Raw genomic sequence first — 25,146 nt, 5'->3', positions numbered from 1 at the left:
AACATATTAGATAATTCTAAGTAAAAATTCCTATTGCGGCATACGCAATAAAAGCCATGACTAAGTATTTATAAGAGATAGAGCAATATAGCACAGGGAAAAAAAGATATATTATAAGTTCCTGTCATACAGTTTTTGTAGCAACAGTTTAAAGAAACTGTAAAACTATAGCACTATGCAAATAGGGTAGGGAGCGGACATTTATAAATATTCATTTCAGTACCTTCTATTGATTTAATACTTATTAAATATTGAATATTATTCTTAGTTTATATAAAGATTATTTCTTTATATTATTGCTACACAATATCTCAGATAATCCTAAGTAAAAATTCCTATTGCGACATACGCAATAAAAGCCATGACTAAGTATTTATAAGAGATAGAGAAAGATAGCACAGGGGAAAAAAGATATATTCTAAGTTCCTGTTATACAGTTTTTGTAGCAACAGTTTAAAGAAGCTGTAAAACTATAGCACTACGCAAATAGGGAGCGGACATTTATAAATATTCATTTCAGTACCTTCTATTGATTTAATACTTATTAAATATTGAATATTATTCTTAGTTCATATAAAGATTATTTCTTTATATTATTGCTACACAATATCTCAGATAATTCTAAGTAAAAATTCCTATTGCGGCATACGCAATAAAAGCCATAACTAAGTATTTATAAGAGATAGAGAAAGATAGCACAGGGAAAAAAAGATATATTCTAAGTTCCTGTTATACAGTTTTTGTAGCAACAGTTTAAAGAAACTGTAAAACTATAGCACTACGCAAATAGGGAGCGGACATTTATAAATATTCATTTCAGTACCTTCTGCTGAAACATCCGGCAAGAAAATTCTAAAATTGATTTTTTTCATGCCTTATGCTTATGCAACAAGAGGAGTAATAGTTGAGCAAAAACCTTAAGGAACCTTTGATATATAATTATGTAGCTTGAAAATAGAACAGATAATCTTATGTTTCTATAGATAATCGTAGGCTTCTAAGAACGGAAAACAGGAAATTAAATATGGCAAAATCTCTAAGTGGCAAAATCTTTGTACTAGATGACAATATTGATACTGACCAAATTATTCCCGCTGAGTATCTAACATTGGTTCCTTCCAAGCCAGATGAATATGATAAACTAGGAAGTTATGCTTTGTGTGGATTGCCCGATCGCCACGGTAAGTTTATTGAACCAGGAGAAATGAAAACCCAGTATCCAATTATTGTGGCTGGAGAAAATTTTGGTTGTGGCTCTTCACGGGAACACGCACCTATTGCTCTGGGTGCTTCTGGCGTCGAAGCAGTAGTGGCTCAATCTTATGCTCGTATATTTTTCCGCAATTGTTCCGCCACTGGAGAGCTATATCCTTGGGAATCTAGCGATCGCCTGTGTGAGTTATTTGAAACTGGTCAAGAAGTTACTATTGATTTTGAAGAAAATAAAATAACTAATCATACTCTTGGTCAAACTTATGAGTTGAAGTCTTTGGGAGAAGTAAAACCTGTGATTGATGCTGGAGGTCTTTTTGCCTATGCTCGTCAGACAGGTATGATTGCTCAAAAAGAGGGTTAAATTTTTCTTTTTAGTAGGAGAGAAAAATTTCTCTCCTTTTTGATGTTTAATTTTTCAATAATTTTCAAAGGAAATAAAGCTAATTAACTAGGCTAAAATCGGTCTTCCTTTAAGGAGAAGTAAGGATAAAATAATTACTATAGTAAATATTGTTAAAATTCAGTTATTGTAAAGACTTAAACTAAAATTTAAGTATAATACTGCCCTAATGTTTTTTCAAAAGAAACCGAAACAAATTACTCCTTTTAGAATTAACTACGGATTTGTTCATTCTTATGTACCAATGGAGAGCGATCTTTTAGTTCAATTTGCTGTAACTTTCAGTAATCAAGATGATGTAGATTTATCAGTTATTGTAAAGACTTAAACTAAAATTTAAGTATAATACTGCCCTAATGTTTTTTCAAAAGAAACCGAAACAAATTACTCCTTTTAGAATTAACTACGGATTTGTTCATTCTTATGTACCAATGGAGAGCGATCCTTTAGTTCAATTTGCTATTACTTTCAGTAATCAAGATGATGTAGATTTATCAGAAATTGATGTTACTGCTCATATTTGTTTAGTATTAGATATTAGTGGCAGTATGAACAAGACTGATAAATATCCACTTCTTTTACAGGCAATACCTTCTATTATTGATTCTCTTTCCGATAATGATTGGCTTTCTATTATTTTATTTTCAACTCGAAGCGAATTAATCTGGTCTAATGATATTGGCAGTAGTCGTACTCGTAAAGAATAAATTATAGAAAGAATTGAACAATCTGGAGTTAAGTTTGAGCAGACTTATTTATCCCAAGGTTTACGTTTAGCTATTAATGAAATTAAATACTTTTCTCAATATTATCCTGATGCTGTTAATAGATTATATATTCTTACGGATGGTCAGTTACATGATGCTGATATTTGTTATGAATTTAATCAAGAATTGCGTAATCTTAACTTAGAAATTAATTCTTATGGATTTGGTCAAGATTTTGCAGAAGAAACTATGCGTCAAATTATGAATGGTTGTTCGGGTGGTCGTGTTAAATGTATTTATCATCAAAATGAATTACCTAAAGAATTTGCTTATATTGGAAAAGTAGCAGGTAATTTAATTGCGACTGATGCTGAATTAGAATTAAGATTATCTCCTAATGTTATTCCTGGAGATGCGTTTAGATTTGAACCAGGTACATATTGGTTTGGTGCAATAGATAATAGAACCAGACTTTTTTCAACTCAAATTGGTAGTTTAGAAAAGGGTAGAATTTATAAATATTGTTTTGAAACTAGACTAAGAGAATCAAAAAAAGATCGAGAACAAATTGCTACTGCAACTTTACGTTATAAGTTTCAAGGACAACAAGAAATAATTACTCAGGAAATTTTTGTTAATCGAACTAAAGAAGAGTTTCGTTATTTTATGAAAGATGATGAAATTTCAGGTTGGTTTTCTTGGTTAGATGGATTACGCACTAATGATCCTAAAACACAAATGGCTAGTTTACAAGCACGATTAAAAATATTACGTCGTGATGGTGCTGATTCAGCTCAAATTGAACTTATTGAAAAAGTTATTAATAAACTAAGCAAAGAAGGAACTTTAGATGGATTATCAGAAGTAGAAAAACGTCGATTACGAGCTAGTGATATAAGTAGAATAGGTACAAGAGTCAACAGATGAATTATCTGAAATACAATGATTAGGTTGTCATAGTGTATCTCATTATTTCAATAAAAACTGTATTTTAAAACGAAGTATTTATGGTTATAGCTGTTTGTAAACTTTCAAAACTATTATATTTACTTTGAATAAGATGATTAATTAATTTTTGCAAACCAGCATAATATTTTTGAAAACCACGTTCAGAAATATGAGAATTTTCACACATTTTGATGAAAAAGTTCTATGAGTGAGAGTAGGAGTCATAAGTCAGAAGAAAGTAGGAATGATAGAGGATATAGGAATATAAATTATACCTTGATTTTTCCGCCCTTGTTTGCTTATAAACCTAACTTTTTGAGATTTTTAGACTGAAAAATCTAGCACTTTTTTAACTTCAAAAATGCTAAAGGATTTACAGATAAATGCTTTGAGAGTTTATCGGTAATTCCGGTCTAAGATAAGTAGGTAAATATCAAAATATAGTCTAAGAAATACCCTTTTTTGAAGAGTATTTTAAAATGTCAAACTGATAGTTTATATGGCTTTTTCCAAAACCTCAAAACTATTATATTTACTTTGAATAAGATGATTAATTAATTCAATGCTTTTTTTAAATCTTCAAAACCATAATATTTATTTTGAATAAGATGATTAATTAATTTTTGCAAACCAGCAGAATATTTTTGAAAACCAGGTTCAGAAAGGAGAATATTGTTGAAAACCAGGTTCAGAAATATGAGGATTTTCTCCTGGATAAGGTTGTTTATTAGTTAAAATTTCCCATAACATTTTACCCAGAGCATACATCACATTCAGATATTGAGAATTAGGATAAATCATTTTTCCCCGTTCATAAGCTTCAAAATATTTCACCGGAATATAACTTTTAGTAAATAGTGGTGAGATATTTTAATCTAGGTTAACCGGAATTAATGAACCAGCATCTAAAATTCTAATTTGACCATCATTGGCAGTAAAAATTAAATTCAAAGGATTAATATCAGAATATAAATAACCTTCCTGAAAAATAGTTATGCAAAAATCATTAATTCCCGATATGATTTCCCATGTTAATGATTCTAATTCTTCATAATCTACTGAACCACTATGGGAAGAAGTTAAAAATAAAAAATTATCGAATTAATGCTTTTTGTAAATCTTCAAAATTATTATATTTGCTGTGAATAAGATGATTAATTAAATTCTGTAAATCAGCAGAATATTTTTGAAAAACAGGTTCAGAGAGATTAGGATTTTCACCAGGATAAGGTTGTTTATTAGTTAACATTTCCCATAACATTTTCCCCATAGCATACATCACATCTTGAGAATTAGGATAAATAATTTTTCCCTGTTCATAAGCTTCCCAATATTCCACCGAAATGTAACTTTCAGTAAATGGTGGTGAGATATTTCCATCTTGGTTAATAGGAATTAATGAAGCAGCATCTAAAATTCTAATCTGAGCATCATTAGCAGTTAAGATTAAATTGAGAGGATTAATATCAGAATATAAATAACCTTCCTGAAAAATAGTTATACAAAAATAATTCATTTTCGATATTATTTCCCATGCTAATAATTCTAATTCTTCATAATCTATTGAAGGTTGATTATGAAAATCACGAGTTAGTTCTAATAAATCTACCCCTTTAATAAACTCCATTACTAAATAAGGTTCTTGATTGACTATTTCATCACTTCTATAACCATTGTGAAGTGGATTAAAACTATAAATCAATTCAAAAAAGTTAGGTAAGTTCGTATGATTAAACTTTTTAAGTAATTCACCTTCCTTAACTAAATGAAAACGATTTTTATTAATTTGTGATTGACTAATATAAGCAGGGCGATGATAGTCAAGATAAGGAATTTTAACAATTACAAGGTCTTGATTAGATTTTTCAGCTAAATAAACAATACTTTGACCACCAACAGCATATAACCAACGTAAAGTATAATCTTGATTAATCTGTAATCCTTTCAGCTCTAATAACTTTTCAAATAATCCTGGTAAATTTCTAGCTATGAGTAAATCGGCAATATTTTTTTCTCGTAAATTATAATCTCGTTTTGGCTGTAAAATCTGAGGAGATTTATATTTTGATTGACTTAGTAAATTAACTTCAGCACCTTTAGAGTTAACTAAATTGTTTGAATATTTTGTCTCAAAAATACCTTGAAAAATATTAGCAATTTTTTTAAATAATTCTAACTTTCCCAACCGAGCAACTTTGCTTTCTGTCTCAACACGATTCTCTGATTTTAACTCATTTAAAAATTGAACTCCAGATATTTTCCAAGTAGGTGCATTAGAATCAATTGAAGGAATTAACTCTCCAAATAAATCTAACCATTTTTCAATATTTTTAGGACGATTATCATCATTAGGATCGAGAGTCATTCCCATCATAATTGCTTGGTTAACAACCAAATTAATATCAGGATTAATTTCTCTTGGTGGTTTTAAAACAACACCTTTTGCTTTACTTGCTCTAGTAAAAGACGGAGTAGGCACTATTTTCGTCAATAAATAATATAAAGTAGCAGCTAAAGCATAAACATCAGTAAATTCTCCCTGGGGTAAACCTTGAATATATTGTTCTAGAGCAGCAAAACCATGATTCAAAAGTTCATTTTTAGCTTGATTTTGATTATGAAATTGTCTAGATAAACCGAAATCAATTAATACTACCTCCCAGTTACTTCGACGCAATATAATATTGTTTGGCTTCACATCTCGATGAAGTAAACCTTGACTATGAGTTTCCATTAAAGCAGAACCAATTTGCTGAACAAATAATAATGCCTTAAATTCATCTAATACACCTTGTTTGTTGACAATTTCCCATAAGTTTAGACCATCAATATACTCCATAACTAAACAAGGAAGTTTATCTTGATTGAAAAAATTTTCATATTTAACAATATGAGGATGATTACAAGAAGCTAACTTAAGAGCTTCATCTTTAAAAGATACCTTTAACTGTTCTACGCCAGGACTATTTTGAGCATTTTCATTCAAAGTTTTAATTACTACCTGCTTACCTTTACTATCTTTAGCTAGATAAGTAATTCCAAAACCTCCCTCACCAATTTGTTTAATAATTTCGTAGCGATCGCCATATAGTTTTTGTCCTGAACTAAAAAGCATATCCTTAAATCAGCAATTTTTATACTATAAAATTTATCTCAATAGGAATATAATCAATTATATTTAATTATAACTGGTAGTGCGATTCGAGCAAAAGGAGAACCCTATAATAAATTTAACCTGTTTATATTCAGCTCTCAAATATAAATCCCATAAAAATATAAACCCTCAGTTACTTCCTAATTAAAAAAAAAAGTAAAAGAGGATTCAAAAAAGCAACAAGAAATAAGTTGCTGTATTTACTGAATAATTAAGGTTTAAAGCCTCTCCTTTAAAGGAGAAACAAGAAAAAATTTTTCTTTGAGTCAATCCTATCGGTTTCAAGAAGAGGTAATTATTAATTATTAATTATTAATTATTAATTGTTGAACATCAATCAATTTAGTTTTGCATAAACTGCTGTAAACCACGAGCCATCATCTCAACTATTCCCTCTTGATGTGGTTGATTAAGTTCAGCATTTGCCTCAGTTTCTACACGCTCTACTACATCCCGTGAAAGATTAAGTAACTGCTTTAACTTTTGATAAGCGACTTCTTCCTCTTCATTAATATTAGGTTCATCAGGAGTTCTAGCACTACAAGCAATTACTTCATACCCTAATTTTAATACCACTTCCTTTTCTTGTTGGCTTTCTAATTTGGGAATTGATTCCTCCAATGGAATATTTTGCATTAGATAATCCCGTAATTCCCCTTGCAGTTGTTGTTGGGAATCTCCCGTAGCAAATAAACTACTAAAACGATTCAACATTAGATCGACTTCCTCTTGCGCCAGTTGTCCGTCCGACCATGCCATATAAGCAACAATTCGCAACAAATTCATTTGACGTGGAGTAATAGATGGGGGTGGAGGTGGTTGGACTGCCATAGATTTTTCCTCAATTATTGGCTATTTATATAGCGCTACGCGCAAGTCAAAAGTTAAAAGCGAGTGCGTAATTCTGAGGTCTCCTCAGAATGTAAGACGCACTCAAGATAGTCAAAAGTTAAAAATAATCTCTGACTAAGTTTTTCCTCCAGAAATGCTTCGCAAACAGGATTTACCAATGTCCGCGACCTAAATGGGTAGTGCTATAGATCAACCTTTAACCTATCATCAAGCTAATAGTTATTATCCAATCGTTAGGCAAATTTTAAATATTTCATTTTCGTAGGAAAAACAAAAAATCTCAGAGATTGAATGCATCAGGAAATATAAAAAGGAGATAGGGAAAAGGGAACAGGGAATAGGGAACAGGGAATAGGGAATAAAGAGAAAACAATCAAGACAAATATTTGTTTGAAAAAGTCTCGGAACATAAGTATTGAATACTTCTCTATCTACCAACTTTCAATCCCTTGAAGTATTACCGCTTTTAGATTTTAGCCAGTCGTATCCTCTCTTAATATTTATTTTACAAACAGTCTCTCATTTATTAAATAGACTCTAATGAAACTCCCAACCACCCAGCAAAATTTTTCTCTTGTTTTGCCGTAGGGTTTTTCACTGGTACAACTTGGTAACGACTGGGACTAGGGTGAGCCAAAATTACTTGATGAGTAATAAGTTCATCTTGATGGAAAACCGTTGCCTCCAAAACATCCCCTGGTTGATAATCCTTGAGGCGATCGCTCAACTTATCAGCATTTACCCGAAAACCATCTATCGCCACTAACTCGTCCCCCGCATCTAATCCCGCCAACTGTGCTGGCCCCTGATTTGCCACAAATTTAATTATTTCTTTACCATTCTCACTAACAACATTCATACCCATATCAGGCCATTCATTATCTTCGCTTTTAAGTTGCAGGCCAAAAGGTCTAAGATATTCATCAAAAGGCAACTCATCTACACCATCAATATACCTTTTAAAGAAATCGCCTAAATCTAATTCTGCTACCTCTTCAATTACACCTTTTAATTGTTCTGGAGTAAAACCTATTTCTGACTTACCAAACTTATGCCACATTTGACGCATCACATCATCAAGTGAGCGTTGACTTTGATGTTTTTCTCGGATTAACAAATCAAGCAATAAAGATATCATTGCTCCCTTTAAATAATAGGAAATCTGACAATTATTGCTATTAGCATCCCGACGATATAACTTAATCCAAGCATCCCAACTAGACTCACTTACTGGTTGTACTTTTCTTCCTATTGTTGTTAGTAGAAGTGTAATTTCTTTTCCTAATCCTTTCAAGAAAGTTTTCACATCATAAATACCAGCTTTCAAAGGAATTAATAAGTCATAATAACTGGTTGTACCTTCACAAAACCATAGAGAAGGAGTATAGTTTTCCCGTTCATAATCAAACACTTCTAATGCTTTAGGACGGATACGTTTAACATTCCATAAGTGGAAAAATTCATGGGCGACTAACTGCATGAAGCGAGCGCGTTTTTCCTTATTCCTAAAACTAAATCTCGGATAATTTAAAGTACAACTAAACTTATGTTCTAAACCACCAAAACCTTTTCCAGATATATGCAGCAAAAATAAATATTCTTCATAAGGTAAACCACCAAAAAATTCTGCTTCTACCTCAATAATTTTTTGTATATCAGGAATTAACTTTTCTGGTTCTGCATTACCCTTTCCCCAAATAGCTAATTGATGTTTTTTTCCTTGTACGTTAAATTCATATAATTGATGATTACCTATCTCAAAAGGGCTATCTACTAAAGTATCAAAATCTTCTGCTTCAAACGTATTTTCTGTATTTGGAATCCTTGGTAAAGATGTACTTACTTGCCAATCAGACTTAGGTGGAATAACCTTTATCCTAATCGAATTTTTCTCACATTCAGGAATATAAAAAAACAAAGCTGCACCATTAAAATAACCATGTGTAGAATCCAAATGATTAGTGCGCACCGTTAATTCATTAGCAAATATTCTGTATTGAACTATTACTTCCGAGACTCCCAATGTTTCTATTTGCCAATGATTTTTGCTAAATTTTTGCCAAGGTAAAGGTCGTTCATTTTCACTATAGGCACAGAAATCTTGTAAATGTTTAGCATATTCCCTAACTAAGTAAGACCCTGGCGTCCATACTGGCATTTTTAAATCCAGTTTTTTAGATGCTTGTAATAAAGAAGGAGTTAATTGCTCAAGTTTAACAGACAAACTAACCTCAAACAGATGGGATTCTGGATGAGGCATAGATACTTTATATTGAATTGCTGGAGTTGTAATTGTGGGACTGAGGGGTACTATTCTAGCTTCAGTCATAGTTATTAATTTTTAATCTTAATCTATTGAATTTTGACTTAAATATATATCTTATTTTCTTTTTTTCTTTCTCTTTTTAAGATAATATTAATCTATGATTTTAATCTAAATTTTCCCAAAAAAATAGCTATAATTTTATCAAGTTTTTAATTTTTTTTATAACATAAATTTTAGTGTGTCAAAAATCATTGATCTAGTTTACTGACTGGCTAAATGCATTAAATGTTTTAGATTAAGTAAGTGCATTATCTGATGTTCTGAATCTCTACTAATCCAACCCTTAGTATGTAATTTTGCCATAATTTTGCTAGTTTCCTCAATTGTGATATCTGTTACATCTGCTAAATCTTGGTCAGAAATATTAAATATTTCACAGGTTTTTTCAGTAGTCTGACCGTAGTTTTCAGCTAATTCTACTAATGTATTAGCAAGTTTTACTGCTGGAGGTCTATGACGCAATTGATAACGAACATTTGTCTGTCTGAGACGCTTAACCATCAGTTGAAGCATTCGGTGATGTAACTGAGGGTCTTTAAAAAGAGTTTGAATAAATCTTTGAGCCGAAATACTAATCAAACGAACTGGAGATAGGGCAACAACATCATTTGAACGGGGCGATTCATCTAAGATGGCCATTTCACCAAAAAAATCTCCTCTCCCCAGAATAGCGAGTGCAACTGAGTTGTCTCCTGATAACCTGCGTCTGACTTTAATCCAGCCCGATACCACAAAGTAAACAGCATTACCCCAAGCATCTTCCATTAATACTAATCTATCTGAGGGATATTCGTGTTTTACTGCAACAGATAGGAGCCATTCCAAGGTTTCTGGGTTAGCTCCCTTAAATAGAGGAAAAAGCTCACTGAAAGCTTCTGTCTGCATGAAAATTAGGACTCTTTATGGTATCTTGTTTATTTTTTGATTTTCCCCAGCCTAAAGCCACAGAAAAACAACCGAGCGTGAATATCACTCGGTGGGTTGACGTTTCACAGGGTAATGCACACATCCCTCAAGAGGGTGGGTGACGCTTCCCTCCGCGTCCATTTAATGTCTCGGTTTGCCCACCTGGGACAATAATACCTCGCCTGAGCGGGCGGGGTTTAAATATATACTATAACTTATCTTTTCCCAATAGCGGTAACAAGCGTGGCCTGGTTTTAAACCACAAACTACTCTGTTTGCCGGATCTTACCATAATCTATATAACTTGATAAGTATAACTATACTTTTTCCGCGTTTTACTTAATCTAAAAATCATTACCAATCAGCAACGCCCTTTTTTTCATCAAGTAATCATAAAAAAATATTTAATTCCGATTTTAAAATTTGGTATAATCTAGTTCAGGCTTAATACAAGTTCCGATCAAAATAGCTAAAAAAACGGGCTAACCCGATTTTGGTTAACCCGCAAACTTGGGAACGCGCAAATAGATTACTTCTGCACTACCAACTTAACATTAGCGTTTTGTAGACCACGTTGCTTAACAGCAGCTAAGGTTTTGTTAACGGCATACTTCTGGTTGATGGAGTTTATTAACTCAGTTTGATTATGCTTCTTAGCAACACCCCATAAATCAGCGATTAAGTCAAAGGAACCATCACTATTACGAGACCAACCTAAATCATATTCGCCTTCGAGAACAGCAACGATATCGGAACGTACACGTTGGCCATTGTAGCCACGAACATCAGCATTAGTTTTCACTGTAACTCCCAAATCGCTTAGGGAAGTTTTTAAGATTTCAGCGTCAGTGATCTTAGTACGTAGTGTGCTGAAGTGAGACATTTGGGTTTCCTCCTAAATTTAAAATCGAAACAGAAACAACAACGGTTTTTATCGAACAACCACAACTCATAATCCTTGAATTTATTGTGAGTATATGTGGTTTTTTTGGGAACTGCTAGCAACTTTATCTAGTTTACTAGCCTTTACTCCTGTTTGGACCAGGAGAAAGCTTTTAGAACTCCAGCCTTCTATACTCTTCCTCTTTTTCTTTTTTTTCTTTATCTTCTTCGGCTGGAGCTGCAGCAGGCCGCGCACGTTTTCTAGCCCATTCCCTGAGAGCAGTAACTTGCTCTTCCATGGTCTTTGACAACGGTTGTGTAGCTTTAATTGCGGCAATAATATCTAGCTGCGTAAATTCTCTATTTTGAGCAAATGCTTCATACATAGCAGCGATTATGGCTTGCTCTATTTCTGCACCTGAAAAGCCATCGGATGAAAAGCCCTCGGATAAATTAGGAGTAGATAATTGATCCAGATTGAAGCGTTCAATATCTCGACGTCTTTTTATTAGGTGAATTTTGAAAATATCTTGGCGTTCTTCTTTGGTTGGTAAATCTACAAAGAAAATTTCATCAAACCTACCTTTTCTTAAAAATTCTCCTGGTAAACGTTCTACCCGGTTCGCAGTTGCCATCACAAATACTGGAGAAACTTTTTCCTGCATCCAAGTTAGGAATGAACCAAATATGCGACTAGAAGTACCTCCATCAGAATCAGCGGAACCTGTACTACCTGCAAAGGCTTTATCTAACTCGTCTATAAAGAGAATAGCAGGTGAAATAGATTCAGCTGTCTTGAGAGCATTTCGCAAGTTAGCCTCTGATCGCCCTACCATTGAACCATCGTATACCCGTCCCATATCCAAGCGTAGTAAAGGTAGACCCCAAAGACGAGATGTAGTCTTTGCTATTAGAGACTTACCACATCCAGGTATTCCCAAAATTAACATCCCTTTTGGTTGAGGTAGTCCATATTCTCGGGCACGCTCTGTAAAGGCATTGGAACGTTGTCTTAACCAACGTTTTAATTCCTCTAGACCACCTACAGCATCTATAGTCTCATCCTCTTCTATATACTCTAGAATGCCGTTGCGCTTGATGAGTTGTTTTTTCTCAGAAAGTACAATGTCAACTTCTTGTTCAGTTAGGCGTCCTGCTGTTACTTGGGCTTTACGATATACTTTTTCTGCTTCATCTTTTGTCAAACCCAAAGCTGCTTTCAAAAGTTTTTCTCTTGTTTCTGTCGAAATACGACGGTTTCTAGTATACTCTAGTTGTCGTGACAGAACTTGATTCAATTCCTTCATGTCTGGCAGTGGAAAGTCAAGGACAACTACTTCCTTTTCTAATTCTATGGGCACATTTTGCACAGGAGACATTAATATGATTGTCTTGTTTGTACCTTTAAAACTAGCGATCGCGTCTCTTAACCACCTAGTAACTGGTGGTGAGTCGATAAATGGATGTAAATCCTTGAATATATATATTCCAGCACCAGTATTAGGGTCTCGCTGCCTGACTACCCATTCTATAGCTGCCTCTGGCGAGACTGTATTATGCTGAGTCACATTTTTGCTCTGGCCATACTCAACAATACCGTGAGTTACTGTCCAAACAAATACTTTTGGGTGAGGTTTTGCTTGAGCTAATGCTGAAATTGCTTGCTCTGACCGCTCTTCCTCGGAGGTTACGAGGTAGATCAGAGGATATTGAGCTTGGATGAGAATATTGAGTTCTTCTTTCATAGTCCTCGATCTAATAGAGACGGTACAAAGTTTACAGTGGCTGAATTAATGTTTGATTTTTTTCCCTACCACTTATGACTTGTGAGAGCTTTATTATTGTCTCTTTTTGTCAGAAATCTCAATAATATTACCTCTTCAATTTAGTCAACCAATATTAGCAGGGAACTAACTCTTGCTCTCCCGGTTGAGCCTCAGACTTTTCCAATTCTGGGACTTGTTTAAGTGGGATATTTTTTTCGGCCAATACACTTGGCTGATTTTTTGTGGAGACCAGTTCTCCTTCTCTGATTACAACTGAGGTTGTACACTCTGGACAACTGTATACCCGGTGGGTCTGTCCATATCTTGAACTTTGCTCATCAATTACTTCTGGGTTTTCTAAGTAAAAAAGGATAGCCCTTTCTGCTATTGATGACATTGGTTCCGAGTCAACTGCAGCTCTTATTTTGAGCTTGCGATGCAGTTCTGGTTTAATATATAATGTAACTTTTTGCTTGTCTTGCATATGACAGTCAACTTGTTTACCCGGGTATATATCTTACATTAACGGCTATTTTCGGAAATGTCAAGCCGTTAAACCGCTTTAACTCTATTATTGTAACATTCCTTTACATCTCAAGACAATAACTCACCTAAAATCAAGACTGTATCATTTACTGTGTAAGACTTACAGATTTTTTAGTTTGTTATAATTCCTTGAATAAAGATTTTAAACAAAAACTGAAATTTTTTTTACCTTTATTGTTGGGGACAAAAATAATTAATAGTGTAATCAGTTTTTAATCAGGACTTATGCAGCACCGCTATATATGGCGTATTGTTTGGTGCTGATACTGATGGTATTTCTGGTGGTGAGAGTCTTGATTTTAACTTCCCTGGCGGGAAGTCCCGCGCTCTCCCATTGGCGGAGCAAGTGCGGCAGTTATTAGGGGAGCGTCGGGATGAAAGCCAGGGCAAATTCTTATAACGGGCAAGATGCCCATTCCACTTCCACAAAACTATTAATAATGGGCAAGATGCCCATTCCACAGCGCATTTATGGAACGCCTACTGAAGAAAGTAATGTTCTTCCCACGAACCTCCTTCGCATTTGATTAAACGCTCCGAGATAGCGATCGCTTCTTGATCTGAAGATAATCTAATCTTTTGTTCTACACCAATATTAATTAATTCCATTCCTAAACGGAGAAAATATGCACGTTCAATTTGATTATTAATTTCTTGTTCAATTATAATTCCTAAACCATTTTCTAGGTAAGATTTTTGGAGATCTAAGTTAAGCATTTTCACTATTGATTTAACTACATATTGTTGTTCTGGTCTTGCATTGGATAAAAGATTAATTATTGGTTGTTCCCAAATTAATTCAATATCAGCTTTAGTTGCCTGATTTTGTAACCAAACTTCTAAAGTTGAAACGGGCAAATCAATTGTTTCTTCATCTACTTTGGCAAAGCTATGAGCTTCAGCATAACTAATTTTTCCATCTTGATTATAATCTGCTGAAGTTACTATTTTACCTGTACGACTATAACCACTTAATCCGGCAAAAAAGCTGGAACTATAATCTTTGTAATCTGCTTCATTTACTTCTGGAGTACAACCAACTGAAGGTAAGGTTTTTATAGTAGCAAAAAAACCACAACGAGTCTGAAGTGCCAGAGGTTTATTGGGGTCGCCACCTTGATAAATGATATTAGCAAATGAGCCGGAAAAACATTGAGCCATCATTGTTACTACTGGAGTATCTTGGGGTAATTTATCTAACATTTGTGATAATTCCTGGACTGTTACAGGTTGATTTTCCCAAAGCATTAGAGCGTTGTCATTAGAATTGTTGGGGTTTTTAATTCCATGACCTGTAAAGTAAAAAAATATGGGGCGACGAAATGTTTCTCCAGCGGTTTTTTGGAACCAATTCTGGAGATTTGTGAAAGTTGCTTTACCTTGAACATCAGGAATTTCTGGTGCTTTAAATTGTTGGTTTCCTTGTTCATTAATGTAGCGAATTGTTGCTTTTCCATCATTGCCATTTGCGAAAAATATTGAAGCTGTTAATGGGTTATATCCCATTTTTTTTAGGGTGCGTTGAAAGTAAAGTACATTTTTTTCAATGGCAATTTCATTTTGTTCTTTAGTACCACCTCCTCCAAATACTAAAAAATTTGGTTCTTGTCGGTTAGTTTGGCAATTATTAGTTTTTAGTTGGCTGAATTTAGTTGAGTTATTCTTGGCAACTGCTAAGTTTTTGGAATTTCCGATAATCGCCAAAATTAATCCTAATAATATCTTGGGAAACTGAGATTTTCTGTACATAAATATAATTGATAATTGAGAATTATTTTATTAATTAGCTGGTTAGCAAACCCTAATTATTCTCCAAGGAGAATTACAAAATATTTCTCATAGCAGTCATTAATCCTTGAAAAACTCCTGTGAGAAAATCTAAATCTAAAGTTTCAATAGTGTCACTTTTTTGATGATAATTAGGATTTCGCATATTCGCAGTATCAGTAATCATTATAGCTTTATATCCTCTATCCCAAAATGGTGCATGATCACTGCGACGAATATCAGGAACGATTAAACCTCTATTTGGCACTGCCAACCACTGACAATTAGTTCCTATTTTATTCATATTTCTACTGATTTGGAACATATCAATAACTGTAAATAAGTTGCCAATTAATGCAATAAAATTACCCCGATCTGGATTAAAATATTTTTATCCAGGAGGATAACTTTGGGAATTGGGAGTAGAGTCAGAATAACCAAGCATTTCCAAAGATATCATTAGTCTAAGTTGTTGTTGTTTTTGTTTGAGTTTTTCTGCATAATGCTGACTTCCTAATAATCCATATTCTTCCATATCAAAGGCAACTAAACTAATTGGATATTTCAAGGGTTGAGAGGAAAATTCTCTGGCTAATTCTAGTAAAACTGCTACTCCAGTAGCATTATCATCTGCTCCTGGTGTACCTGGTTTTGTGTCATAATGAGCGCCAATTAATATTGGTGGTAATTCTCGTTTTTTATTGTTGTTCAAAGAGGGTAAATTTAAGATGAAATTTTGATGGGTTTTGCCTCTAACCTGAAATTCATCGATTTCTACATTTCCGAACTGTGATAATTGCTGATTAATATATTGTCTGGCGTAAAAATGTCCTGCTGATGCTAAATATGGGTCGCGATCGCGCACTATTTCTTTTAGATGATTATGTAATTTTGTTTGTAAGTAAAATTCCATTTCAGTTATCAGTTATCAGTTATCAGTACCTGCCATAATAGCGAGGCTTAAAATACGAAATCCGCTGTTTTTATCCTCTTCAAATAGGAGCCTTGAAACCATAATTTTTTGGTCATATTTTTCCAAATTCAAGTTGGGAAATAGTAATTAAAAATAGTCCTGATACCATAATTGCTGCACCTAATAATCGTTCTCTGAAGCCTTTTTCTTTGAGAATTATTTTTCCGAGAACTATACTAAATAATGCACTTGTTCTTTTGACTGAAATTACATAAGCAACAAAAGTTAAATTTATAGCTATCATTTGACATCCCATTGCTACGGAATTAATGATACCATATATTATTAATTTCCAGCCACCAGTTTTCAGTTTATATAGATTCTGATGAGATTTATATAAAGCAATTGGTAATAGCATGATTGATACTGTGAAGAACAAGGAAATTCCCCAAAAAATAGGTGAAGAATTTTGTATACCTATTTTATCAAAATTAGTGCTAATACTCCAAAGAAAGGCATCTAACAGGGCTAATCGCGAACCTCGATCAATAATTATTGCTCGGAAAGGAGCTAAATATCCTTTCTGTTTTTCTTTGAGATTAAATAGATAGGAACCTACTACAATAAATAACAACCCAATGATACCGAGTGGTTGAGGGAATTCTTGCAAAATTAATGGAGAAGTTATTAACAAAAATAAGGGACTAAGAGTGGAGATAGGAGCAACAACTGATAAGTTAGAAATTTTTATAGCTTTGAAATAAAAGATGTAACATATCCCATTCAAAGAACTACTGATAAATAAAGGAAACCAAAAATTATTTCCCAACTGAGGAATGTCAATCAAAAATAATAGAGGGCTTAAAAATAGAGCAGTAAAAAATGTTAGACTACATCCAATAATATACTCATCAAAACTTTTGAGTTGTGTTTTGTTATAAACATCTTTAACAGATTGAAGAAAAGCTACTGAAGTTGCTAAAAAAAGCCAAGGCATTAATTATTTTCCTGATTAATTTAAGTATAGGACTTACGACAAAAATGGAATTGTACACCATCTGTAAGGGTTAACAGCTATTAACCCCTACTAGACATGGTGGTTATATCATGTCCGCTGGAATATTTATACTTTGCTGGAAGGAAGGCAGAAGGGTTTCTTCCAGTTGTGACTTAATTCTATAGACAAACGATGTTACCGGAAAAGTAACATTTAAGACTTGGCACGGCATTACGTTCTTTTTCAACAGGTGTCTGATTTGTGATGCGATCGCCTGATTTTTTGTATAAAGTTAGGCACTTAAAGTAGGATGAGATTTTTTTGCCTCAGGTACAGCTAATTTATTTTCTGGTACTACTATTAAAGCTGGAGCAAGTGTTACAGTCTAGTATGAGTAGAAAGAACGTTAGAGAGTTTCGACTTAGTTAACAATTTACGTGTGTAAGCGATATAATACAGTAGTTCTCTTCACTAAAGGTTTTAGGCGGTAATGGTTTTGAAAAAGTACAAGGTTTTTGCTCATTAAAGCTCATGGATGTTAGGATTTTAGGTTTACAAGAGCCGAAAAATCAAGGGATAATTCTTCCTTCTTCCTCCTCTAAATTCCTTACTCCTCCTGTCTCGAGTCTCGAGTCTCCTGACTCCTACCCTCACCCATAAGACTTTTTCAGTAAACCCTAATTATTATTCATAAATAATCAATTATTTCCCCCCTATTCCCTATTTCCTACTCCCTATTTAATTAAGACTAATTGCTATAAAATAACTTTAAAGCTAAATCTGGTCTGTCTGTAATTAATGCGAATACTCCTTGTTTGACAATTTCAGCCATTAATTTTTCATCATTAACTGTCCAAACATAGATATTCTTTTTGATCAGTTTCATCCGCCCTACAAAACCTAATTTGATTAACTGATAATTAGGGGAAACAAAATCAGCTTTAGTTGTAAATAAACGAAATTCTGGGAAAATTTCTGATAATCGAGTAGCGATTAAATTTTTGGGTTTTCCAAGTCCTAATAACAACCCAGTTGTAATTTTATTATCTACTTTTTTAACAGCAATAATCGCAGCATCAAGAAAAGATTTAATTACATAATCTTGATAATCTAAATATTTTTTGACTAAATTAATTATCTCCAATTCATATCCAGCTTCTTTCAATTCAATATCAAGTTTAATTTTCCCCTGGCACAACTTCAGCACATCTTCTACCAATGGTACTTCAAAACCTTTTTGCTGTGAAATATCTAAAAGTTGTTGATAAGTCAAATCGTTAATTTTTATCCCATCAATTGATTCATCGTGAAAGGCAATAAATAAATTATCCTGAGTTTTTCTAACATCAAATTCTACCATTGGAACTCCTAACTCAATGGCTTTGGCAAAAGATGCTAAAGTATTTTCAAACTTCACCAAGCCAGATGCACCCCGGTGAGCAATAATTAATGGTTTAATAGTCATTATCAAAAATTAGAAATCAGAAGTCAGAAGTTGAATTCTTACTGTTACTATTATTTGATATAGCATTTCTCATAAAGATGAGGTACAGTTACGATCCCCCTAAATCCCCCTTGAAAAGGGGGACTTTGAAGACTCCCCCCTTTTTAAGGGGGGCAGGGGGGATCTAAAACTGTATCTCACCAATTTGAGAATATAGCGTTTCTCAAATATCCGCACCAGTAATGGTAACTGCTATAAAATGTCGCAATATTACCGAAAAATCCAGGTTTAAAGCTTCTCCTTTCAAGGAGAAAAAAGCGGTCGTTTGCGGAGCAGTCCGTTAGGATGGGATGGATAGGTTACCTAACCATATCCAATCGACCAAGACAAGAAAAAAAATTTCCTTTTTAACCAATCCTCTTCTTTTTAAGAAGAGGTAATTATTAATTATTAATTATTAATTATTGAAGAGCCAATTATCCTTCCTAATAATATCAACATTTAGTAGGGGCGGGTTGGTTTTTCAAATTAATAATATCAAATTCAGTAGGGGGAAAGTTTAGCTACAAAGTTAGCTGTATCAGTCCAGTCCACTACAACTTTATATGTCTTTGGGCTGATTTTTTTTAATTCCTCATATTTAGTCTAATCTAGAGCTATCGCTATATAACTATAGAATAGCTATGACAAATACACCTACAAAACCACCCTCAAGGCCAAGGCCAGTAAAATTTGATGAGTGGATTGCAATATTTGTAGCCTTCGCGACTTTTGGCAGTATATTTTTCTGGGCAACAACTAGAGAAAATAACGGGTTTAATCTACTTTCTAAACCCATGCTTTCTTCACCTCTATCTGACACTGTTGATAGTCCCGATATTGCTGCTGAAGGATCAATCTTTAGCTTAGGCACACCTCAACTTAAGACTCCTAATGGTGAGTCAGCATCAAATCTCGATCGAGCATCTCTAAGTTCTGAAGAATTAGGAACAAGTCTAGCTACTTTAACTCCTATTACTGATACTGTTGAGAAGTTAGAAGCAAATACTGAGGATTTGGATCGAGTCAAGACTAAAATTGAGAGAAAACCTAAATTAGCTCAAACTCGAGAAACAAGTAAGAAAGAAACTGCTCCACGAGTTGCCAAGAATTTAACAGCATTAGGCATTGGGAAAATATTATCTGAATCTCTACCTACTACATCACCGGAAGTTAAAAATTCTCCCATAGCAACTGAGACTTTACCTGTTGCACCTCCTATTCCTACTCCAAGAAAAGAGTCGCCCCAAGTAACTGAAACTTCTTTACCTCCAACAACAGTGCCATCTCCTAGTGGCAGGGTTAAGTTTTCTGATGTTCCTAATAGTTATTGGGCAAGTAATTTTATTCAATCTTTGGCAGAACGGGATATTATTACTCAGGTTAATAATGATAAATTCGAGCCAAATAAACCTGTAACGCGAGCTGAATTTGCTGCTCAAATTCCTAAAGTATTTGAGGAAAAATCAATTAGAAAATCTGTTAATTATGAAGATGTAAAAGCAGATTCAACGGCTCAAACGGAAATTCAAAGAGCGACTAAATCTGGTTTTTTAAGTGGGTATCCAGGAAATGTTTTTCGCCCAGAACAGGAAGTATCACGATTACAGGTATTAGTTTCTTTAGCTAGTGGCTTAAATCTGGAAATTCCATCTAATTTTGATGAGGTTTTAAGCATTTACAAAGACAAGGAAAAAATACCGGATTGGGCGAAGGAAAAAATAGCTGCCGCAACTTCTGCTGGATTAGTCGTGAATCATCCAGATGTGAAAAATTTGAATCCGAATCAACCTGCTACTCGTGCTGAAGTTTCTGCAATTTTTTATCAGGCGTTGGTAAAATTAGGAAAGGTTAAACAGGTTTCATCTAAGTATATTGTGAGTCCGAAAAAAGAGAATTAGCTATCTTTTTGGCGTTGCACAATTAGGAATGATGAAAACCGAAAGTAGATATTTTTGGATAACTATTTCCTCAATATATGTACAGTTGAAAATCTATTATCATTCTTGAATGTGCAACCCCATCTTTTTTGATAAGCGTTCAGCTATGAGCTGTCAGCTCTCAGCTTTTTAATATTAAAGTAACTATAAGTTGAGCTAATGAACAATTTTATTCATAATTTTTAGGTAAGCATTCAGCTGTCAGCTAAAAGCTATTAGCTATGAATTATCAACTCATTATCACACCGAAAAAGGAATTAGCATCTAAAGAGTTACATAAGAATGAAATTGGTAATCAGCTAACCTTAGAGTTACTTGATTCTTTACAAAAGCTGAATGCTAAATGCTAATAGCTGAATACCTACAGTTTTAGTTCTCCTTTGAGACTAATTCCTGATAAACGTGAGAATGGGTTAATCACTCATAGCTGTTTCGTTATGCTATATGAAAAATATTATTCATTACAGCGCTTTTCAGTTGAGTAGACCACTAAATTCATTGTTAGGAGTCAGGAGTCAGGAGTCAGGAGTCAGGAGTTAGGAGTTAGGAGTCAGGAGTCAAGAGTTAGGAGTGAAGAGTCAGTATCATTGTGGTTTATTCATCATTAAACCGCTGTAATGGATAATTATCTCTCCCTTTTAGGGAGAGGATTGACTAAAAGGAAAAAATTTATTTTTTTCTCCTTAAAAGAGGAGGCTTTTAACCTGAATTATTTAATTATTAATTATTAATTGTTAATTATTAATTATTCGGTAAAGCTCCTCTGCAAGAGGCTAAATAATAGTTATAGTTGACGGCTGAATGTTTACCTTTTTTGATGATAATTTTTTCTGTAAATAATTAATTTATCAAAACCCGGTTTCTTCTAGAAACTGGGTTTTTAATTTTCTTATTAGGGAGTAGGAATTCAGCAATTAACAATTAACAATTAATAATTAATAATTACCTCTCTCTTTTAGGAAGAGGATTGACCAAAAAGGAAAAAAAATTATTTCTCAAGTGGAGATTTGATATGGTTAGGGAACCCATCCATCCCATCCTAGGTCATGCTCCGCCAACGACCGTTTTTTCCCCTTGAAAGGGGAGGCTTTAAGGGTGAATTATTTAATTAATAATTATTAATTATTCGGTAAGGAAGATGGGTCGATAACAAGCAAAAAATATTTACCTTGTCAGTTGTATGACTAGAAAAAAATATGATTAATTATGACAGATAACTCTCCATAAGTAGTCGTGCTTTTATGAATTTCCTAGTTGAGAGAGAACAGCGAATAGAGAATAGGGAACCCACCCCTAACCCCTCCCAGGAGAGGAATAATTGATAATTTATGAATAAGATTGGAGATTTATAATAAAATATGTAATTAATTTTGCATCAGCACTAATGTGTAATTAATTTTGCATAAGCACTTGACATAAAATAATTATAATCTAGTACCGGTTCGGAAAAATAGTGCAAGACCTTGCTAAAGACTTCAGTTATTAATTAATAAGTAAGTAAGAGCAATATTTTTAACGATTCGTTTCCTAAGAGTGAAGATATCTTATTCTTACTCCCTACTCTCCAGAAAACGTACTATTTTTTTTTCAAATTGGTCTAATTGCTATATAGCAATCCTAAATTGGTCTTCAACAATTAATAATTAATAATTAATAATTAATAATTACCTCTCCTTCAAAAGAAGAGGATTGACTAATCATGAAAATTTTTATTTATTATCCCCTATCCAAGGGGAGGCTTTAAACAACAATTTTTCGCTAACAAGTTTTATAATAGTTAATTTAAGCTGAAAATATTGAAAATTCTTACTCCTGACTCCTGTAGGGGTGATTCCCGAATCACCCCTACCACAAAAACATTACAACCTAAACAGGATTGCTATATATAAAAAATTAAAAATCTATGCTTGAAACAATACAAAAATTATTAGTAAATCTAGCTCAAATGTTTACAACTCCTCTACTTTTCATAGGGGATACTTATATATCTTTAAGTTTACTTTTCCAATTAGGTATATATTTAATTATAGTCCTGCTCTTAGGTAGACTATTCAAAAATTTACTCAAAAAAGTATTGTTAGTAAAACTAGGCATAGATAAAGCTAACCGAGAGGCAATATCTACAATATTTAGCTATGGACTCAGCACTCTAGGTATAATAATTATTCTCCAAACACAAGGCTTTAATGTCTCCTCATTAGCAGTTTTAGCTGGGGGTTTGGGTGTAGGTATTGGTTTGGGATTTCAGAACATTACTAAAAACTTTATTAGTGGTTTGAATGTACTAATAGAAAGACCTATTAAAATAGGAGATTTTATTAAATTAGAGAATGATTTAGGTTTTGTGGAAGAAATTGGTTTGCGTTCAACTAGAATTAGAACATTAAAAGATAGTCATGTAATTATTCCTAATGGAATGTTAATAGAAGGGAAAATACATAATTTAACCTACGATAATTTTAAAGGTAGGATTGAAGTTGATGTTTTTGTTTCTGATGATAGTGAGCCAGTATTAGTTACGGAAGCTATATTAATGTCAGCTTATATGGAACCAGCAGTATTACGAGAACCTCCTCCAAAGGTTTTGTTTTTAGGGTTTCAAGATAATGCTTTTAAATTTCAATTATGGGTATGGGTAAATGAAATTTATAATCAACCGGTTTATATGAGTTCTTTACGGTTTCTAATTCAGCATAATTTGCATCAACAAGGTATTTTAATTCCTTGGGATCATTTTAATATATATCTTCATCATCCACAGGATTCTAACAATTTAGAATCATCTCAAAATACTCTTCTTCATGGGTTAAAAAATCATCATTCTATATCTAATAAACCTCTATCAGCTAGGGATTTATTAGTACAAGTTACTTATTTTGAAAACTTTACTAAAGTGGAGTTAAGAAAACTCATAGAAGTAGGATATAGAAAACGTCTCAAGCCATTAGATTTTTTATTCCATGAAGGAGATCCTGGTGATGCTTTTTATATTATTCTTTCCGGTTCAGTAGAAGTTTTTGTGGAAAAAATTAATAAACATTTGACTACTCTAAAAGCAGGGAAATTTTTCGGAGAATTAGCTTTAATGTTAGGTATTCCTCGTACAGCTTCTGTTAGAGCAATTGAAGATACTATTTTATTTGCGATTCATAAAAAAGGCTTTGAAAAAATATTGCATGAAAATCCAGAATTAGCAGAGGTAATTGTGCAAGAGTTGGCTAAACATCAAGAGGAATTATCTGAGCGTCAAAATGAACTTAGAGATTTGGGATTAGTTGATGCAGAAGAAGATGATAAAAATCCTGTAGTTTGGGTAAGAAATCGTCTCAAAAATCTGTTTGATTTATAGCAGGGAATAGGGAATAGGGAATAGGGAATAGGGAATAGGGAATAGGGAATAGGGAACAGTTATCAGAATATTTCTTAATAATTAATGAATCAAAAAAAGGTCGATTCTACTAAAATTTGTACTTATTGATTTATAGTAGGGAACAGGAAATAGGGAACAGTTATCAGAATATTTCCTAATAATTAATCAATCAAAAAAAGGTCGATTCTACTAAAATTTCTACTTAAGGCTATTTGCATATTTAAGAGTGCTTTGACTAACCATTGAACTTTTCTACTTATCAGGGGAATAGGGGTTGGGAGACCAAACCCCTACTAAAAAATTAGGGAACACTTAACTCGGAATAGGGAACAGTTATCAGAATATTTCTTAATAATTAATGAATCAAAGAAAGGTCGATTCTACTAAAATTTCTACTTAAGGCTATTTGCATATTTAAGAGTGCTTTGACTAACCATTGAACTTTTCTACTTATCAGGAGAATAGGGGTTGGGAGACCAAACCCCTACTAAAAAATTAGGGAACACTTAACTCGGAATAGGGAACAGTTATCAGAACATTTCCTAATAATTAATGAATCAAAGAAAGGTCGATTCTACTAAAATTTCTACTTCAGACTATTGGCATATTTAAGAGTGCTTTGACTAACCATTGAACTTTTCTACTTATCAGGGAAATAGGGGTTGGGAGACCAAACCCCTACTCAAAAATTAGGGAACACTTAACTGGGAACAGGGAACAGTTATCAGAACATTTCCTAATAATTAATGAATCAAAGAAAGGTCGATTCTACTAAAATTTCTAGTTAAGGCTATTGGCATATTTAAGAGTGCTTTGACTAACCATTGAACTTTTCTACTTATCAGGGAAATAGGGGTTGGGAGACCAAACCCCTACTCAAAAATTAGGGAACACTTAACTCGGAATAGGGAACAGTTATCAGAATATTTCTTAATAATTAATGAATCAAAGAAAGGTCGATTCTACTAAAATTT

General features: G+C 33.4%; 20 protein-coding genes. 7 read left to right on the top strand and 13 right to left on the bottom strand.

Annotated elements, in window-relative coordinates:
* The first annotated feature begins 1,024 nt into the window (after positions 1-1,024).
* From F6K40_RS16760 to F6K40_RS16745, 4 genes are all read left to right on the top strand, one after another.
* Complete coding sequence (locus F6K40_RS16760) at positions 1,025-1,576, top strand: LeuD/DmdB family oxidoreductase small subunit (protein WP_293137763.1); 552 nt, start codon at positions 1,025-1,027, stop codon at positions 1,574-1,576.
* A 208-nt stretch (positions 1,577-1,784) separates the two neighbouring features.
* The gene (locus F6K40_RS16755; RefSeq protein ID WP_293137761.1) at positions 1,785-1,943 is read left to right on the top strand and encodes a hypothetical protein; all 159 of its coding nucleotides are present in this window, start codon (positions 1,785-1,787) and stop codon (positions 1,941-1,943) included.
* A gap of 28 nt (positions 1,944-1,971) precedes the next feature.
* On the top strand, positions 1,972-2,322 hold the full coding sequence (locus tag F6K40_RS16750; RefSeq protein WP_293137759.1) for a hypothetical protein: 351 nt from the start codon (positions 1,972-1,974) through the stop codon (positions 2,320-2,322).
* A 186-nt stretch (positions 2,323-2,508) separates the two neighbouring features.
* Positions 2,509-3,249 carry a hypothetical protein gene (locus F6K40_RS16745; protein ID WP_293137757.1) on the top strand — a complete coding sequence of 247 codons (741 nt, stop codon included), beginning with the start codon at positions 2,509-2,511 and terminating at the stop codon, positions 3,247-3,249.
* Between the two features lie 678 nt (positions 3,250-3,927).
* Here the strand turns inward: F6K40_RS16745 and F6K40_RS16740 are convergent.
* From F6K40_RS16740 to F6K40_RS16705, 8 genes are all read right to left on the bottom strand, one after another.
* On the bottom strand, positions 3,928-4,104 hold the full coding sequence (locus tag F6K40_RS16740; RefSeq protein ID WP_293137755.1) for a hypothetical protein: 177 nt from the start codon (positions 4,102-4,104) through the stop codon (positions 3,928-3,930).
* A 259-nt stretch (positions 4,105-4,363) separates the two neighbouring features.
* On the bottom strand, positions 4,364-6,385 hold the full coding sequence (locus F6K40_RS16735) for a protein kinase domain-containing protein (protein ID WP_293137753.1): 2,022 nt from the start codon (positions 6,383-6,385) through the stop codon (positions 4,364-4,366).
* A 381-nt stretch (positions 6,386-6,766) separates the two neighbouring features.
* Positions 6,767-7,255, bottom strand: coding sequence for a tellurite resistance TerB family protein (locus F6K40_RS16730; RefSeq protein ID WP_293137751.1), 489 nt, complete (start codon positions 7,253-7,255; stop codon positions 6,767-6,769).
* Between the two features lie 547 nt (positions 7,256-7,802).
* Positions 7,803-9,605, bottom strand: a complete 1,803-nt coding sequence (locus F6K40_RS16725) for a M61 family metallopeptidase (protein WP_293137749.1) — start codon at positions 9,603-9,605, stop codon at positions 7,803-7,805.
* A gap of 198 nt (positions 9,606-9,803) precedes the next feature.
* The gene (locus F6K40_RS16720) at positions 9,804-10,487 is read right to left on the bottom strand and encodes a Crp/Fnr family transcriptional regulator (protein WP_293137747.1); all 684 of its coding nucleotides are present in this window, start codon (positions 10,485-10,487) and stop codon (positions 9,804-9,806) included.
* A gap of 550 nt (positions 10,488-11,037) precedes the next feature.
* Positions 11,038-11,391, bottom strand: a complete 354-nt coding sequence (locus tag F6K40_RS16715) for a DUF1257 domain-containing protein (protein ID WP_293137745.1) — start codon at positions 11,389-11,391, stop codon at positions 11,038-11,040.
* 172 nt (positions 11,392-11,563) lie between these two features.
* Complete coding sequence (gene ycf46 / locus F6K40_RS16710) at positions 11,564-13,135, bottom strand: stress-responsive protein Ycf46 (RefSeq protein ID WP_293137743.1); 1,572 nt, start codon at positions 13,133-13,135, stop codon at positions 11,564-11,566.
* A 154-nt stretch (positions 13,136-13,289) separates the two neighbouring features.
* Positions 13,290-13,640 (bottom strand): slr0373 family blue light stress response protein, encoded by a 351-nt coding sequence (locus F6K40_RS16705; RefSeq protein WP_293137741.1) that lies wholly within the window; start codon positions 13,638-13,640, stop codon positions 13,290-13,292.
* Between the two features lie 312 nt (positions 13,641-13,952).
* Between F6K40_RS16705 and F6K40_RS16700 the strand changes: the two genes are divergently transcribed.
* The gene (locus tag F6K40_RS16700; RefSeq protein WP_293137739.1) at positions 13,953-14,102 is read left to right on the top strand and encodes a hypothetical protein; all 150 of its coding nucleotides are present in this window, start codon (positions 13,953-13,955) and stop codon (positions 14,100-14,102) included.
* An 80-nt stretch (positions 14,103-14,182) separates the two neighbouring features.
* Here the strand turns inward: F6K40_RS16700 and F6K40_RS16695 are convergent, their stop codons facing one another.
* From F6K40_RS16695 to F6K40_RS16680, 5 genes are all read right to left on the bottom strand, one after another.
* A complete protein-coding gene (locus F6K40_RS16695; RefSeq protein ID WP_293137737.1) occupies positions 14,183-15,451 on the bottom strand; it encodes a CHAT domain-containing protein in 1,269 nt (422 codons plus the stop codon).
* Between the two features lie 73 nt (positions 15,452-15,524).
* Complete coding sequence (locus F6K40_RS40890; RefSeq protein ID WP_365671725.1) at positions 15,525-15,773, bottom strand: M28 family peptidase; 249 nt, start codon at positions 15,771-15,773, stop codon at positions 15,525-15,527.
* An 87-nt stretch (positions 15,774-15,860) separates the two neighbouring features.
* Positions 15,861-16,382 carry a M20/M25/M40 family metallo-hydrolase gene (locus F6K40_RS40885; protein ID WP_365671722.1) on the bottom strand — a complete coding sequence of 174 codons (522 nt, stop codon included), beginning with the start codon at positions 16,380-16,382 and terminating at the stop codon, positions 15,861-15,863.
* A gap of 112 nt (positions 16,383-16,494) precedes the next feature.
* Positions 16,495-17,379, bottom strand: a complete 885-nt coding sequence (locus F6K40_RS16685) for an EamA family transporter (RefSeq protein WP_293137735.1) — start codon at positions 17,377-17,379, stop codon at positions 16,495-16,497.
* Between the two features lie 748 nt (positions 17,380-18,127).
* Positions 18,128-18,844 carry a glycerophosphodiester phosphodiesterase gene (locus F6K40_RS16680; protein WP_293137733.1) on the bottom strand — a complete coding sequence of 239 codons (717 nt, stop codon included), beginning with the start codon at positions 18,842-18,844 and terminating at the stop codon, positions 18,128-18,130.
* 662 nt (positions 18,845-19,506) lie between these two features.
* On the opposite strand from F6K40_RS16680, the gene F6K40_RS16675 reads away from it, so the two are divergent.
* Together F6K40_RS16675 and F6K40_RS16670 are read left to right on the top strand one after the other, a co-directional pair.
* Positions 19,507-20,763, top strand: a complete 1,257-nt coding sequence (locus tag F6K40_RS16675; protein WP_293137731.1) for an S-layer homology domain-containing protein — start codon at positions 19,507-19,509, stop codon at positions 20,761-20,763.
* 1,942 nt (positions 20,764-22,705) lie between these two features.
* The gene (locus F6K40_RS16670) at positions 22,706-24,151 is read left to right on the top strand and encodes a cyclic nucleotide-binding domain-containing protein (protein ID WP_293137729.1); all 1,446 of its coding nucleotides are present in this window, start codon (positions 22,706-22,708) and stop codon (positions 24,149-24,151) included.
* The last annotated feature ends 995 nt before the right edge of the window (positions 24,152-25,146 follow it).

This window comes from Okeania sp. SIO3I5, from assembly GCF_010672085.1.
In the GTDB taxonomy this organism is placed as follows: Bacteria; Cyanobacteriota; Cyanobacteriia; order Cyanobacteriales; family Microcoleaceae; genus Trichodesmium.
This window is presented reverse-complemented; position numbering and strand designations above follow the sequence as displayed.

Bases quoted from the DNA above. Each gene is read 5' to 3' on its own strand.
- F6K40_RS16755 (WP_293137761.1), top strand. From the start codon at position 1,785: ATGTTTTTTCAAAAGAAACCGAAACAAATTACTCCTTTTAGAATTAAC.
- F6K40_RS40885 (WP_365671722.1), bottom strand. From the start codon at position 16,382: ATGGAATTTTACTTACAAACAAAATTACATAATCATCTAAAAGAAATA.
- F6K40_RS16670 (WP_293137729.1), top strand. From the start codon at position 22,706: ATGCTTGAAACAATACAAAAATTATTAGTAAATCTAGCTCAAATGTTT.
- ycf46 (WP_293137743.1), bottom strand. From the start codon at position 13,135: ATGAAAGAAGAACTCAATATTCTCATCCAAGCTCAATATCCTCTGATC.
- F6K40_RS16695 (WP_293137737.1), bottom strand. From the start codon at position 15,451: ATGTACAGAAAATCTCAGTTTCCCAAGATATTATTAGGATTAATTTTG.
- F6K40_RS16715 (WP_293137745.1), bottom strand. From the start codon at position 11,391: ATGTCTCACTTCAGCACACTACGTACTAAGATCACTGACGCTGAAATC.
- F6K40_RS16725 (WP_293137749.1), bottom strand. From the start codon at position 9,605: ATGACTGAAGCTAGAATAGTACCCCTCAGTCCCACAATTACAACTCCA.
- F6K40_RS16730 (WP_293137751.1), bottom strand. From the start codon at position 7,255: ATGGCAGTCCAACCACCTCCACCCCCATCTATTACTCCACGTCAAATG.
- F6K40_RS16720 (WP_293137747.1), bottom strand. From the start codon at position 10,487: ATGCAGACAGAAGCTTTCAGTGAGCTTTTTCCTCTATTTAAGGGAGCT.
- F6K40_RS16685 (WP_293137735.1), bottom strand. From the start codon at position 17,379: ATGCCTTGGCTTTTTTTAGCAACTTCAGTAGCTTTTCTTCAATCTGTT.
- F6K40_RS16705 (WP_293137741.1), bottom strand. From the start codon at position 13,640: ATGCAAGACAAGCAAAAAGTTACATTATATATTAAACCAGAACTGCAT.
- F6K40_RS16680 (WP_293137733.1), bottom strand. From the start codon at position 18,844: ATGACTATTAAACCATTAATTATTGCTCACCGGGGTGCATCTGGCTTG.
- F6K40_RS16675 (WP_293137731.1), top strand. From the start codon at position 19,507: ATGACAAATACACCTACAAAACCACCCTCAAGGCCAAGGCCAGTAAAA.
- F6K40_RS40890 (WP_365671725.1), bottom strand. From the start codon at position 15,773: ATGAATAAAATAGGAACTAATTGTCAGTGGTTGGCAGTGCCAAATAGA.
- F6K40_RS16735 (WP_293137753.1), bottom strand. From the start codon at position 6,385: ATGCTTTTTAGTTCAGGACAAAAACTATATGGCGATCGCTACGAAATT.
- F6K40_RS16750 (WP_293137759.1), top strand. From the start codon at position 1,972: ATGTTTTTTCAAAAGAAACCGAAACAAATTACTCCTTTTAGAATTAAC.
- F6K40_RS16760 (WP_293137763.1), top strand. From the start codon at position 1,025: ATGGCAAAATCTCTAAGTGGCAAAATCTTTGTACTAGATGACAATATT.